Annotated in this window: 11 protein-coding genes; 9 read left to right on the top strand and 2 right to left on the bottom strand. The window is 70.8% G+C overall.

Annotated features, from left to right (window positions below):
- Positions 1–107 precede the first annotated feature (107 nt).
- The gene (locus NCI01_RS11280; protein ID WP_254181575.1) at positions 108–1316 is read right to left on the bottom strand and encodes an LCP family protein; all 1209 of its coding nucleotides are present in this window, start codon (positions 1314–1316) and stop codon (positions 108–110) included.
- 25 nt (positions 1317–1341) lie between these two features.
- On the opposite strand from NCI01_RS11280, the gene NCI01_RS11275 reads away from it, so the two are divergent.
- The 9 genes from NCI01_RS11275 (at position 1342) to NCI01_RS11235 (ending at position 13319) form a co-directional block, all read left to right on the top strand.
- Positions 1342–1848: an acyl-CoA thioesterase gene (locus NCI01_RS11275; RefSeq protein ID WP_254181574.1), complete on the top strand. Its 507-nt coding sequence runs from the start codon at positions 1342–1344 to the stop codon at positions 1846–1848.
- 108 nt (positions 1849–1956) lie between these two features.
- On the top strand, positions 1957–3531 hold the full coding sequence (locus NCI01_RS11270) for an LCP family protein (protein WP_254181573.1): 1575 nt from the start codon (positions 1957–1959) through the stop codon (positions 3529–3531).
- Positions 3532–3562: 31 nt separating this feature from the next.
- Positions 3563–4492, top strand: a complete 930-nt coding sequence (locus NCI01_RS11265; protein WP_254181572.1) for a glycosyltransferase family 2 protein — start codon at positions 3563–3565, stop codon at positions 4490–4492.
- The gene (locus NCI01_RS11260; RefSeq protein ID WP_254181571.1) at positions 4489–5409 is read left to right on the top strand and encodes a glycosyltransferase family 2 protein; all 921 of its coding nucleotides are present in this window, start codon (positions 4489–4491) and stop codon (positions 5407–5409) included. Before NCI01_RS11265 ends, NCI01_RS11260 begins: the two co-directional genes overlap by 4 nt.
- A gap of 36 nt (positions 5410–5445) precedes the next feature.
- Positions 5446–6666: a UDP-galactopyranose mutase gene (gene glf, locus NCI01_RS11255; RefSeq protein WP_254181570.1), complete on the top strand. Its 1221-nt coding sequence runs from the start codon at positions 5446–5448 to the stop codon at positions 6664–6666.
- A complete protein-coding gene (locus NCI01_RS11250) occupies positions 6663–8738 on the top strand; it encodes a glycosyltransferase (protein ID WP_254181569.1) in 2076 nt (691 codons plus the stop codon). The genes glf and NCI01_RS11250 overlap by 4 nt, the downstream gene beginning before the upstream one ends.
- 7 nt (positions 8739–8745) lie before the next feature.
- On the top strand, positions 8746–9654 hold the full coding sequence (locus NCI01_RS11245; RefSeq protein WP_254181568.1) for an ABC transporter permease: 909 nt from the start codon (positions 8746–8748) through the stop codon (positions 9652–9654).
- Complete coding sequence (locus NCI01_RS11240; protein WP_254181567.1) at positions 9654–10424, top strand: ABC transporter ATP-binding protein; 771 nt, start codon at positions 9654–9656, stop codon at positions 10422–10424. The genes NCI01_RS11245 and NCI01_RS11240 overlap by 1 nt, the downstream gene beginning before the upstream one ends.
- Positions 10425–10604: 180 nt before the next feature.
- Positions 10605–13319 (top strand): FG-GAP-like repeat-containing protein, encoded by a 2715-nt coding sequence (locus tag NCI01_RS11235; protein ID WP_254181566.1) that lies wholly within the window; start codon positions 10605–10607, stop codon positions 13317–13319.
- Positions 13320–13341: 22 nt separating this feature from the next.
- Here the strand turns inward: NCI01_RS11235 and NCI01_RS11230 are convergent, their stop codons facing one another.
- Positions 13342–14076, bottom strand: coding sequence for a TIGR03089 family protein (locus tag NCI01_RS11230; RefSeq protein WP_254181565.1), 735 nt, complete (start codon positions 14074–14076; stop codon positions 13342–13344).
- Positions 14077–14088: the final 12 nt, after the last annotated feature.

Genomic DNA, 14088 nt, shown 5'->3' with positions numbered 1-14088 from the left:
ATCGCGACGTTGTCGCCCGGCACGCGGCGCTTCGCAGCGCCCTCACGTGGCAGCACTGCCGCGCGCTCGACACAAGGCCGGCACGACCTGCAGGACGCGATCGACGCCTACTGGCGGGCGCGCCCGGTGGGCGTGCAGGCCTTCCCGGGCACGGTCGAGTCGTCGATGATCGCGTTGAACAGCGCGGGGGCCCGGTCGGGGTCGGCGACGAGCCGGTTGGGGTCGCTGGGGGCCGGCAGGTTGGGCATCGTGCACGTCTTGCTGTCGCCGGTCATCGCGAGGGCGAAGCGGCCCATGTCGATGGGGTTCATCTCCTCGTCGACGCGGATCGCGCCGGAGGCGGCGTCGTTGATCCGCCAGTAGCGCACCGGGTTGACGAAGGTCCACGGTGTCATCGCCTCGTCGCCGAGGGCGCTGATCACCTCGCGCTGCCGGGCGACCCGGTCGAGGTCGCTCAGCGCGGTGACGTAGCGCGAGCGCGAGTAGCCGAGGGCGGTGATGCCGTCGACCTCCTGGCAGCCCTTCTTGATGTCGAGCCGGGCCCGGGGGTCCTTCATGTCCTGCTTGGGGCAGATCTCCACGCCGCCGAAGGCGTCCACGGTGTTGATGACGCTGCCGAAGCCGAGCTCGACGTAGTGGTCGATGTGGATGCCGGTCAGCGCCTCCACGCGCTGGACCAGCAGGGGCGCCCCGCCGCTCGCGAAGGCAGCGTTGATCATCTGCGTGCCGCCGTCCGGGACCTCGACGAGGGTGTCGCGGGGGATCGACATCATCGTGCGACCGCCGGAGCCGGTGTGCAGCACGATGATGGTGTCGGTGTTGGTGCCGCCCCGCTCGGGGGTGTCGAGCACCTCGCGCTGCTCGTCGGTGAGGTCGTCGGCCTTGTCGGACCCGACGATCAGGTAGTTGGTGCCGGGCTGGTCGGCGGGCCGGTCGCCCGAGGGCGCGGCGTCGACCTTGTCGATCGTCGTCCAGTGGTAGAGCGGGACGCCGACGAGGTAGACGAGCAGCAGGAGCAGCACGAGGGGGATCAGGCCGAGGCGGAAGCGGGGCCGCCGGCGCTGCTTCTTCGGGCGCGGCGGCGGGGCCGTCGCCGGCGTACGCGTCGTGCCGGGCGGCTGCCCGCCCGACCCGCGCGCCTCGCGACGGGTCACCGGCATCACCCGGGTCTCGTCGGGTCGCGCGGCCCCGACCGGCTGCGCCTCGACGCGCTGGGTGGCGTCGCTCGGTGGGTTCTTCGACTGGCTCCCGTAGAGCCAGTCGTACTCGGGTGTTCCCTTCTCGGGCACCCCGGAGCCCTGCGGACGATCAGCCATGGGCGAAGACGCTACCGTGCGGGGCATGACCGAGCGCAGCGCGGCGCGTCCCACGTCGTACAGCCGGGTGAGCCTCGGCATCATGGCCCACTCGAGCGAGGCCAACCTGCTCGGCAACGTCCACGGCGGCGAGATCATGAAGCTCGCCGACTCCACGGCGGGCGCCGTCGCCCACCGGCACAGCGGTGGACCGGCGGTCACCGCGGCGATGGACGAGATGACCTTCCTCGCCCCGGTCCACGTCGGCGACATCATCAAGACCTACTCCCAGGTCAACTGGGCCGGACGGTCGTCGATGGAGATCGGCGTGCGGGTCGAGGCCCAGCCCTGGGGCAACGCCAGCGACGAGCCGGTCCACGTCGCCAGCGCCTACTTCGTCTTCGTCGCCATCGACGAGGCCGGCGAGCCGCGGCCCGTGCCGCCGCTGGAGACCGAGACGCCCGGTGACGTACGACGCCAGCGCGAGGCGGAGATCCGCCGGGCGCACCGGCTGGCCCGCAAGACCGAGATCGACCTGGGCCGCGAGGGGTGAGCGGACTCCTCGGCTGACCTGCGGCTCACGGCGAGTCGCGACCCGGTGGGACGGGTGGGACTGGTGATACTGGGCGGGCTGACTTCCCCCAGCAGAGAGAGGCCTCCGATGCCGTCCGTCCCGTCCTCCGGGTCGCACCAGCAGCGGTTCACCACGGTCGACCGCGCGCAGCGCGTCCGGTTCCGTCGTGCGCTGTCGCTGATGCTCATGACCCTGTTCCTCCCGGGATCGGCGCAGCTGGTGTCGGGCAACCGCCGGGTGGGCCGCATCGCGCTCTGGACCTGGCTCACGCTGCTTGTCGTCGGCGTGCTGACGGCGGTCTCGTCGTACTTCTGGCACGGCCTCGCGTTCTGGGCCGGCACCAGCACGGTGCTGCTCCAGGTCCTCCGCCTCGGCCTCATGGCGCTCGCCGTCGGCTGGGCCTACCTCTTCGTCGACGCCTGGCGGCTCGGCCAGCCCCTGACCCTGCAGCGCCAGCACCGGCTCGCGGTGGTCGGCGTCAACGGCTTCCTGTGCTTCAGCGTCGCCGGCGCGCTGCTCTTCGGCGCCCACGTGGTCGGCGTGCAGCGCGACTTCATGCTCTCGATGTTCGGCGACGGCGACGCCGTCGGCGCCCACCACGGCCGCTACAACGTGCTGCTCATGGGCGGCGACGCCGGTGCGGGCCGCTGGGGCCTGCGACCCGACTCGATGACCGTGGCGAGCATCGACGCCGAGACCGGCAAGACGGTGCTCATCTCGCTGCCGCGCAACATGCAGAACTTCCCGTTCCCCGAGGGGTCGGTGATGGCCGAGCAGTTCCCCGACGGCTTCGACGAGGAGGGCCTCTACCTCAACGGGCTGGCCACCTGGGCACTCGACCACGCCGAGCTGTTCAAGGGCTCGAAGCACCCCGGCGTCGACGCGACCATAGAGGGCGTCGAGGGGATCACCGGCCTGAAGATGAACTACTGGGCGATGGTCAACCTGGAGGGCTTCAAGGACCTCGTGGACGCCGTCGGGGGCGTCGAGCTCAACGTGCGGCAGCGCATCCCGGTCGGCCTGCCGAGCGACTCCTTCTTCCGCTACATCGAGCCCGGCACGCGCACCCTCGACGGCATGGACACCCTCTGGTTCGCCCGGGCGCGCCACGACTCCGACGACTACTCCCGCATGGCGCGCCAGAAGTGCGTGATGAGCGCGATGCTGCAGCAGGTCAGCCCCCAGGTCGCGCTGCGCAACTTCGAGAAGATCGCCGGCGCCAGCTCGGCGATGGTCTCCACCAACGTCCCGCGCGGCGAGGTGGACCGCTTCGTCGACCTCGCGCTCAAGGCCAAGAGCCAGAAGATCGCCACGCTGTCGCTCGTGCCGCCCATGGTCAACACGGCCGACCCCGACATCGAGTTGGTGCACGCCAAGGTCGCGGCCGCCATCGCCAAGGCGGAGGGGCGCGCGCCGGAGCAGCCCGCCGAGACGGCCAAGGCCGCCGAGGCTCCCGAGGCCGAGACCCCCGAGGCCCCCGAGACGAGCGGGACGACCGAGGGCGCCGAGACGCCTGAGGACACCGCCCCCGCGGCGGAGTCGCCCGCCCCGGCCACCCCGACGACGCCGAGCGCGCCTCCGGCCGTCACGGGCGGGTCGCTCGGCTCGCTGTCCACCGGCTACGCCGCCAACCAGTCGGAGGACCTGGGCGCGGTTTGCTGAGCGCGGCTGCGACGCCCCTAGTGTGTACGCCGTGACCACCGGACCCCTGCCCCGCATCGTCGCGGTCGTGGTCACCTTCAACCGCCTCGAGCTGCTCCAGAAGCTGGTGGCGCGCCTCGGGGAGATCGACGGGCTGGCCGAGGTGCTGGTCGTCGACAACGCCTCGTCGGACGGCACGGGGGAGTGGCTCGCCTCGCGTCCCACCACGGGTGAGGTGCCGCTGAGCGGACGCACGCTCACGACCAACCGCGGCGGTGCCGGCGGGTTCCACGACGGCCTCGCGTGGGCGATCGACCGCGAGGCCGACCTGGTGTGGCTGATGGACGACGACGGGCTGCCCGACGTCGACTGTCTCGACCAGCTGCTCCGGGAGACCGACAACCTCGACTTCTGGGGCCCGCTGGTGGTCGACGAGGCCGATCCCGACCGCCTCGTGTTCCCCATCCGACTGCCCGGCCGCACCCGCGTCGTGCACGCCGTCGACGACGTACGCCGCGCGGCGCGGCGTGACCGGATCGACGGGATCGTCATCCCCTTCAACGGGGTCCTGGTGACCAAGGAGCTCGTCGACCGGATCGGGCTGCCCCGCGAGGAGTTCTTCATCTGGGGCGACGACCATGAATACCGTCTCCGCGCGGAGGAGGCCGGTGCCCGCGTCGCCACGGTGGTCACCGCCACGGTGCGGCACCCCAGCGTCGGCAACCTCGGGACGCCGATGATGTTCGGCCGCACGACCTACAACGACTCGCCGAGCGACCTCAAGCACTACTGCATGGCCCGCAACAACCTGGTCAACCTGCGCGACTACCGCGGCCCGCTGCACGCGCTGGCCTTCGTCGTGAAGACCGCGTGGTTCTACGCCTTCACCCGTCCGAGCCTGTCGCGGCTGCGCCTCAGCGCCGGCGCCATGCGGGCGGGCATCGCGGGCGACTTCGACGGCCACCGGAGGTTCCTGTCGTGACCGGCACGACCGCGGCCGAGACGGTGGCGGTCGTCGTGGTCACCTTCAACCGCGCCGACCTGCTCGCCGGGATGCTCGACGGGCTCGCCGCCCAGACGCGTCGCCCGGACGCGGTGATCGTCGTCGACAACGCCAGCACCGACCACACCCGCGCGGTCCTCGAGGCCCGCACCGACCTCCCGCTCCACGTCACCCACAGCCCGGACAACCTCGGCGGCGCCGGCGGCTTCCACCTCGGCGTACGGGCGGCCTACGACGCCGGCTGGGACCGGATCTGGCTGATGGACGACGACGTGGTCCCGGACCCCGGGTGCCTCGAGGCGCTGATGGCGGTCGACGAGGACTGCCTCATCGCCGTGCGCGAGGACCTCGCCGGCGCCCTGGTGGAGAAGGCGGCCGTCGACTTCGACCTCCGCAACCCCCTGGCCATCCGGCCCAAGCGCGCCACCGTCGACGACACCTACGCCGACCGCGCGTCGATGCCCGAGCTCGTCGAGGTGCACAACGTCGCCTTCGAGGGCTTCATGACGCGGCGCGGGGTGATCGAGGAGATTGGCTTCCCGGACCCCTCCTTCTTCATCTTCTACGACGACGCCGAGTACGCCGTCCGCGCCCGCCGCGCCGGTCGCCGGATCTGGGCGGTGCGCGACGCCGTCCTGGTCAGGCAGCTCGACTTCAACCAGCAGCACGACCTGTCCGGGTGGAAGGGCTTCTACATGTATCGCAACCTCTTCGTGGTGCACCTGCGCCACGGGGAGAACGTGCTCGTGCGCCTCAAGCCGTGGTTGATCACCCTCGTCGTGGTGCTGCTCAGCCCCGCGCGCGGCGGCCGGGCCGAGGCCCGCAACGTGATCCGCGCCATGGCCTCCGCGCGGGGCATGCGCCGCCTGACGGCCTCTGCCCGCCCCCCTCGATAGACTCACCCCGCGTTTCTCACCCAAGGAGTTCATCCCTTGTCCCAGGGCCCCACCACCGACAGCGACCAGCTGCCCGACCTCGTGATCGTCGGCGCCGGACTGTTCGGTCTCACGATCGCCGAGCGGTGCGCCGAGGAGCTCGGCCTCCGCGTGCTCATCCTCGAGCGTCGCCACCACCTCGGTGGCAACGCCTACTCCGAGCGCGACCCGGAGACCAACGTGGAGGTGCACAAGTACGGCGCGCACCTGTTCCACACCTCCAACGAGCGGGTCTGGGAGTACGCCAACCGGTTCACGTCGTTCACCGACTACCGGCACCGCGTCTTCGGCAAGTACCAGGGGCAGGTCTACTCCCTGCCGATGAACCTCGCGCTCATCAACCAGTTCTTCGGCAAGTCGCACACGCCCGACGAGGCGCGCGCGCTGATCGCCGAGCAGTCAAGCGAGATCGCCACCGAGGACGCCTCGAACCTCGAGGAGAAGGCGATCAGCCTGATCGGCCGCCCGCTCTACGAGGCGTTCATCAAGGGCTACACCGCCAAGCAGTGGCAGACCGACCCCACCGAGCTGAGCGCCGACATCATCACCCGTCTCCCGGTGCGCTACACGTTCCAGAACGGGTGGTTCAGCGACACCTACGAGGGACTGCCCGTCGACGGCTACACCGCGTGGCTGACCCGGATGGCCGACCACCCCAACATCGAGGTCCGCCTCGAGACCGACTTCCTGGATCCCACCACTGGAGTCGCCGAGCGCTACAAGGGCAAGGTCCCGATCGTCTACACGGGCCCGGTCGACGAGTACTTCGGCAACTCCGAGGGCCGGCTGTCGTGGCGCACGGTCGACCTTGAGGAGAGCGTCGTCGACACCGACGACTTCCAGGGCACCGGCGTGGTCAACTACAACGACCAGGACGTGCCCTACACCCGCATCATCGAGTTCAAGCACTTCCACCCCGAGCGGGAGAAGACCCACCTGCCCGGCAAGAGCGTGATCGTCCACGAGTACAGCCGCTTCGCCGAGGAGGGCGACGAGCCCTACTACCCGGTCAACACCGCCGACGACCGCGCCAAGCTGCTCAAGTACCGCGAGCTGGCCAAGGCCGAGCCGATGGTCCTGTTCGGCGGCCGGCTCGGCACCTACAAGTACCTCGACATGCACATGGCCATCGGGTCAGCCCTGTCGATGTACGACAACAAGCTCAAGCCGCACTTCACCGAGGGCGCCGAGCTCACCAGCGGAGGCATCGACGCATGAGCACCACGACCCAGGCACCCACGACCACCGGCACCGGCACCGTGACCCGGCTGCTGCAGCGGCAGATCCTGCCGGTGGACCGCGACACCGACGTCTTCCGGCTCTACGTCGACCCCGAGCCGGCCGTGCTCGACGCCGACAAGTACGAGGTCGGCTCGAGCCGGGCCGCGCAGAACCTCAACAGCGCCCAGATGCGCCAGTCGGTCTCGACGGGCGCGACGATCCACCCCGACCAGATCCTCGACCGCGAGGCGCTCGCCCTGCAGGCGGAGCAGCGGATCTCCTTCGGCTCCTACTTCAACGCCTTCCCGGCGTCCTACTGGCGGCGCCACACGATCGTCACCGACGTCACGCTGACCCTGGCCGTCGAGGGTGCCGGCGCGACGGTGACCGTCTACCGCTCGATGGCCAACGGCCGCTCGCAGCGCGTCGAGACCGTCACCACCGGTGAGGACACGGCGTCCACCTTGACCTTCGAGCTGCCGCTCAAGCCGTTCGTCGACGGCGGGTGGTACTGGTACGACGTCGTCGCCGGCGACAACGACGTCGTGGTCCGCTCGGCGCAGTGGACGGCCCAGGTGCCCGAGGACCGCTCGCAGCACGGCACGGTCGACGTGTGCATCACCACCATGAACCGCCCCGACTTCGTGGCCAAGCTGATCGGCCAGCTCGCCGACGCTCCCGAGCTCCGCCCCTACCTCGACGAGGTCCTGGTGATGGAGCAGGGCACGCAGAAGATGCGGGACTCCGAGTTCTTCCCGGCGGCCGCCGAGGCGCTCGGCGACACCCTCCGCATCATCGAGCAGGGCAACCTCGGCGGGTCCGGCGGCTATGCCCGCGGCCAGCTCGAGAGCGTCCGCAAGGGCACCGCCACCTACGCGATGATGATGGACGACGACGTCATCTGCGAGCCCGAGGGCATCATCCGCTCCGTGACGTTCGGCGACCTCGCCCGCCGCCCGACGATCGTCGGCGGTCACATGTTCTCCATCTACGCGCGCACGCGCCTGCACAGCTTCGGCGAGATCATCACGCCGTGGCGCTTCTGGTGGCTGTCCGCGCCGGGCGTGTTCCAGGACTGGGACTTCGGCGCGCGCAACCTGCGCTCGACGCGGTGGCTGCACAAGCGCGTCGACGTGGACTTCAACGGCTGGTTCATGTGCCTGATCCCGCGCCAGGTGCTCGAGGAGATCGGGCTCAGCCTGCCGCTCTTCCTCAAGTGGGACGACTCCGAGTTCGGGCTGCGGGCCAAGGAGGCCGGCTACCCGACCGTCTCGCTGCCCGGCGCCGCGGTCTGGCACATCCCGTGGACCGACAAGAACGACGCGCTCGACTGGCAGGCCTACTTCCACCAGCGCAACCGCTTCGTGGCCGCGCTGCTGCACTCGGCCTACGAGCGCGGGGGCCGCATGGTGCGCGAGAGCCTCAACCACCAGATCGCCCACCTGGTCTCGATGCAGTACTCCACCGTCGAGCTGCGGCTGATGGCGCTGGAGGACGTGCTCGCCGGACCCCACGGGCTGCACGGGATGCTGCCGGGCAAGCTCGCCGAGGTCAACGCGTTCCGCAAGCAGTTCACCGACGCGCAGCTCCAGGTCGACCCCGACACCTTCCCCGCGGTGCGGCGGCACAAGCCGCCCCGCAAGGGCAAGGACGACTCCGGGGTCCCGGGACGGGTCTCGCTGCTGGTGCGGGCCGCGACGATGCCGCTGCGCCAGCTCCGGCCCGTACGTCCCACCTCCCGGAGCCACCCGGAGGCGGAGATCCCGGCCATGGACGCGAAGTGGTACCGGATCGCCCGCTACGACTCGGCCGTGGTCTCCATGCCCGACGGCAGCTCCGCCGCGCTCTACGAACGCGACCCGGAGAGGTTCCGCGACCTGATGAAGCGCACCGTCGAGATCCACGCGCGGTTCCAGCGCGAGTGGCCCCGGCTCGCCGCGGAGTACCGGGCCGCGCTCGGCGACATCACCTCGCCCGAGGCGTGGGAGAAGACCTTCGCCCCCTGGACCGACTCGGCGGACCGTCCCGTGGAGCCCGCCGCGGACGGTCCGGCGAGCGCGACCGAGTGAGCCGCCCGTGAGCACCACAGCCTCCGGCCCGGCCCGGCGCACGACGGCCGAGCTGGAGGCCCTGCCGCTGGCCCCGCCCGCGGCCACGGGCCTGAGCGAGGTCGTACGTCGTCGCTACCTGCTCAGCATGCTGGTGCGCAACACCATCAAGTCGCGCTACCAGGGCACGGTGCTGGGCTGGGTGTGGAGCTACCTGCAGCCGGCGATCCGGTTCTGCATGTTCTACTTCCTGTTCCAGGTGATGATCGGCCGCGGCGCCGGCATGGAGAACTTCGCCATCCACTTGTTCTCCGGCATGGTGATCGTGCACTTCTTCACCGAGACCTTCAACGGCGGCACCCAGTCGCTGGTGCAGAACAGGTCGCTGATCACCAAGCTGCCCGTGCCGCGGGAGATGTTCCCGGTGGCGCGCATGCTCGTCGCGGCCTGGCACACCGTGCCGATGCTGGTGATCCTCGTGGTGCCGTGCGTGTGGCTCGGGTGGCGCCCCGACCCGGTCGGGATGGCGGCCGCGCTGCTCGGGTTCACTCTCACGGCCGCGCTCGGCCTGGCCCTGGGGCTCCTGTTCAGCGTCGGCAACGTCTTCATGCGCGACATCGGCAAGGTGGCCCAGACCCTCACCCAGTTCGTCACCTTCAGCGTGCCGATGATGTATCCCTACACCCTCGTCTACGAGCGCTTCGGCGAGCCGATCGCGAGCTGGTACCTGCTCAACCCGATGGCCGAGGCCGTGCTCCTGATCCAGCGCGGCTTCTGGACGGGCACGACCAGCGACCCTGACGCGACGGCGGCGGTGCACCTGCCCGACCACCTGTTCACGCGGGGCCTGGTGATGACGGCCATCGCGTTCGTGCTGCTCGTGGTGTCGCAGAGGATCTTCGCCCGCCTCGAGGCGCGCGTCCCGGAGCGCCTCTGATGACGACCATGATCAAGGTGGACAACGCCACCAAGGCCTTCACGCTGTCCTACCAGCGCTCGCTCAAGCAGACGGTGCTGGCCAAGGCCCGGGGCCGCAAGACCCACGACACCTTCAACGCCGTCGACGACGTCAGCTTCACGGTGCGCGAGGGGGAGTCGGTCGGCCTGATGGGCCTCAACGGCTCCGGCAAGTCGACGCTGCTCAAGCTCATCAGCGGCGTCATGCGCCCCGACTCCGGCTCGGTGCTCACCCGAGGCCGCATCGCGGGGCTGATCGCGACCGGCACGGGCTTCGACAACAACCTGAGCGGTCGGGAGAACCTCTACCTCAACGCGGCCATCCTCGGGATGTCGCGGGCCGAGACCGACCGCAAGTTCGACGAGATCGTCGACTTCGCCGACCTCGGCAAGTTCCTCGACACCGACGTGGCCTACTACAGCTCCGGCATGAGGGCGCGCCTCGGCTTCTCGGTCGCGGTCAACGTCGACGCCGACATCTTCATCGCCGACGAGGCCCTGGCGGTGGGGGACCGGCCGTTCAAGCGCAAGTGCAAGCGGCGCATGGACGAGATCGTGAAGTCGGGCGTGACGATGTTCTACGTCTCGCACGCCCCCGGGTCCGTCCGCAACCTGTGCAACCGCGTCCTCGTCATGGAGAACGGACGACTCGGCTTCGACGGCGACGTCGAGGAGGGCATCCGCTACCTCCACTACGACGAGGGCGACGACGACTCCGGCGAGGACGACGGCCTCGGCGCCGACATCTAGACCCCTCGCGCCCGCTCCACGCGCTTTCATGACAGGATCGCCGAGAATTACACCCATGTAACGGCGTGTCGAGTGGAAATTACAGCCGTGTAGTTACTCAGAAACCCTTCCGTGACTGATGTGACTGGTGTGAAACTCCTGCCTTGTGTGACCTTCCCCCACACAGCAGGAGTTCTTGTCATGCGTCCTCTTCAGGCCCGTCTCGTCACCTTCTGCCAGCAGGTGCTGGTGCTCGGTGTCGTGCTCGTCGTGCTCACCCCCGCCTCCGGTGTCGTGTCCCTCGACATCGTCGGGGAGACGCCCGGCGCCCCCGCCGCCCCGGCGACCGCCCCGGCGGCGCTCATGTCGGCCACCGTCCCCACCAAGGCGGTGACGCCCACCGTCACCGAGGTGCCGCTCACCGGGGAGTCCGGCGGCTTCAGCGGCCTGCGCGGGCGCACCGTCGCCGGCGGTGCCACCCGGGCGCGCGTGGTCAGCACCCCGCAGCCGGTGGACGCCTTCGGCGCCGTCGGTGTCACCTGGGCCGGCGGCGAGGACCTCGAGGAGGACCAGATCACCCTCCGGGTCCGCACCCGCGACGGCGACGGGTGGAGCGCCTGGGAGGACCTGGAGTACCACGACGAGCACGCCCCCGACCCCGGCAGCGCCGAGGCGGCGACCGCGCGGCCCGGCACCGAGCCCACCTTCGTGGGCGACGTCGACGACGTCCAGGTCGAGGCCCGCACCGACGGCGTCGCCCTGCCCGACGACCTCTCCCTCGCCGTGGTCGACCCCGGGTCGGCGACGAGGACCGAGACCGAGGCGCCGGCCGACCCCGCGAGCAGCGACCCGAGCGCGTCGTACGACGAGGAGTTCGCGCAGCAGGACGGCACGGACGCCGCCACCGAGGGCATCACGCTGCAGGCGGCGCGCCAGCAGACCGTCGCGCAGCCCACCATCTTCTCGCGGGCCCAGTGGGGCGCCGACGAGAGCATCCGCGACAAGAGCGCGCTGCGCTACGGGTCGATCAGCGGCGGCTTCGTCCACCACACCGTGAACGCCAACGACTACAGCGAGGCCCAGGTGCCGGCGCTCCTGCGCAGCATCTACGCCTACCACGTGAAGTCACGGGGCTGGAGCGACATCGGCTACAACTTCCTCGTCGACCGGTTCGGCCGGATCTGGGAGGGCCGCTACGGCGGCATCGACCGCCCGGTCGTGGGCGCGCACACGCTCAACTACAACGACTACTCGTTCGCGATGTCGGCCATCGGCAACTTCGACACCGTCCAGCCGCCCGACGTTATGCTGCGGGCCTACGGCCAGCTGTTCGCGTGGAAGCTCTCGCTGCACGGTGTCAACCCGGCGTCGACGTCGCAGAAGATCGGCCGTGGCACGTTCCAGGCGATCAACGGCCACCGCGACGCCGGCTCGACGGCCTGCCCCGGCAAGTACCTGTACGCCCAGCTGCCGCTGATCAGGACCTACGCCGCACAGACGGCTCCTGTCGTCACGGCGCCGCAGGAGGTCCCGATCTCCGAGCCCGCTCCGCAGAACAACCTCGACGCCTCGCCCTACCCGGACCTCGTCGTGCGGCGCGCCTCGGACGGCCGTGGCCTGGTGCTCCCCACCGGTGGCCTCACCTCCTTCCAGACCCGCACCGTGGTGGGCAAGCGCGGCTGGGACAAGCGCGCCGACGTCCTCGTCTCGCCCGACCTGACCGGTGACGGCCTGCCCGACCTGGTGACGGCCGACAAGTCCGGCGCGGTCCGGGTGCGCGCCGGCAAGGGCAACGGCAAGTTCGGCTCGACCACCCGCAAGATGCGGTTGCGTGGCTACTCGCTGATCACCGCGGCCGGCGACATCAACAACGACGGTCGCAACGACCTCGTCGCCCGCTTCAAGGGACGCCTCGCCACGCTCCTCGGGACCGAGAAGGGCGGCTTCTCCCGGAAGGTCACCCGCAAGGGCTACGGCAACTACCGGCAGCTCGTCGGCGCCGGTGACGTCAACGGCGACGGCCGCGCCGACCTCCTGCTGCGCACCAAGAACCGTCTCTTCCTGCAGACCGGCTACGGCACCGGTCGGTTCGCCGCACCCAAGCGCGTCGCCGGGCGGTGGAGCGGCTACAACCGCGTCGTCGCGGGTGACTTCAACGGCGACGGGCGCTCGGACCTCGTGGCGCGGTCGTCCAAGGGCAAGATGATGCTGATGCCCGGTCGCGGCGACGGCACCTACGGCGCCGCGCTGGGGCCGGCCACCAACCTGAAGGCGATGCGCTGGATCACCGGCGCCAACATGGTCGGCGGTGCCGGGGCGGACCTGATCGGCGTGGTCGGCAAGACGCTGGTCGTCGTCGCCAACCGCGACACCTTCGAGCTCGGGGCGCCCATCGACACCGGCGTCTCCTTCGCCGGCATGGACACCATCCTCAACGCCGGCGACATCAACCGTGACGGGTTCGGCGACGTGCTCACCCGCGACGGCTCCGGCCAGCTGTGGTTCTTCGCCGGCACCGGAACCGGCGCCCTCGCCGCGGGCACCGTCCTCGGCCAGGGCTGGGGCCCGGTGCAGGGCCTGAGGGCCGTCGGCGACGTGACCGGGGACGGGCTGCCCGACGTCGTCGGCACCCCCGCCGGTGGTCGGTTGACGGTCTGGCCGGGCAACGGCACCGGTCTCGGCGCGGGCGTCCTCGTCACGGGCGGTGCGGTCCCCGCGCCGGCCGGGCTGCCGGCAGACCTCTCGGGCTTCGACTGGGTGCTCGGCGTCCAGGCGATGACCCTGAAGGGCTCTCCCGACTACGTCGTGCGCGACCGTGCGAGCGGGGTGGCGTACGTCTACTCCGGCCGCAAGTCCGGCGTGTCCGACCCGCGGGTGCTGGGCGAGGGACTGGGGGCCTTCGACCTGGCCGGGTGAGGCGGTCAGGAGAGCAGCGCGATCAGGCCCGCGCGGTCGCCCTCTCGGCGTCGTGGACGTCGTCGAGGCGAGCCGGGTCGGGGTTGCGGACAAGGACCAGCGAGCCTCCTCGTCCGAGGGGCTCGGTGAAGGTGGCCATTCCTGGTGGGGAAGCCGGGTCGGCCACCGAGAGAAGACGGCCGCCGTCGGTGAGATCACTCCCGACGGCGGCCGTCAGGTCGTGCGGACGCTCGGACGGCGGCCCGAAGAGCTGGCGCTGGGTCAGGGTGTCCGTCGCGAGGTCGTCGCCGGTGGGCGGGTCCCAGGCGGTGAAGCCGTCGGGCTGCGACCAGATCTCGACACCCACGTCGAGCACGCCGGCCGGGAGCGGCTCGGCGAACCGTACGCCCAGCGGGCGCAGGCTGCACGCCAGCACCGGGACGGTGCCGGCCCGCTGCGCCCACGCGTCGAGGCCCTCGGGGCCGCACACCACGGCGTCGGGCTCGTCGGAGGTGGTGACCCGCAGGCCGACCGTCCAGGCCGCACCGAGGAAGACGGGCGAGAGCCAGTGGGGCGGGAGGTCGACGCGCAGCGACATGCCGCGCTCGAGGTCGGCGACGTCGGTCAGCAGGCCGGACGCCTTCGCCACCCAGTTGGCGTAGGTCGTGACCGACAGCTCGACCCGCTCGCCGCTCGCGTGGTCGTAGAACGTCAGCAGCGGGCGTCCGGGGTCGCGCCGCAGCTGGGCGGCGAGGACCTCGGTGAAGGTCGTGGCCATCGGGTCGGGCCG

Source organism: Nocardioides pinisoli, assembly GCF_024199985.1.
GTDB lineage: Bacteria > Actinomycetota > Actinomycetes > Propionibacteriales > Nocardioidaceae > Nocardioides > Nocardioides pinisoli.
The sequence above is the reverse complement of the archived record's forward strand: the minus strand, read 5'-3'. Positions and strand labels throughout refer to the sequence as shown.

Bases quoted from the DNA above. Each gene is read 5' to 3' on its own strand.
- NCI01_RS11275 (WP_254181574.1), top strand. From the start codon at position 1,342: ATGACCGAGCGCAGCGCGGCGCGTCCCACGTCGTACAGCCGGGTGAGC.
- NCI01_RS11235 (WP_254181566.1), top strand. From the start codon at position 10,605: ATGCGTCCTCTTCAGGCCCGTCTCGTCACCTTCTGCCAGCAGGTGCTG.
- NCI01_RS11250 (WP_254181569.1), top strand. From the start codon at position 6,663: ATGAGCACCACGACCCAGGCACCCACGACCACCGGCACCGGCACCGTG.
- NCI01_RS11270 (WP_254181573.1), top strand. From the start codon at position 1,957: ATGCCGTCCGTCCCGTCCTCCGGGTCGCACCAGCAGCGGTTCACCACG.
- NCI01_RS11240 (WP_254181567.1), top strand. From the start codon at position 9,654: ATGACGACCATGATCAAGGTGGACAACGCCACCAAGGCCTTCACGCTG.
- NCI01_RS11230 (WP_254181565.1), bottom strand. From the start codon at position 14,076: ATGGCCACGACCTTCACCGAGGTCCTCGCCGCCCAGCTGCGGCGCGAC.
- NCI01_RS11280 (WP_254181575.1), bottom strand. From the start codon at position 1,316: ATGGCTGATCGTCCGCAGGGCTCCGGGGTGCCCGAGAAGGGAACACCC.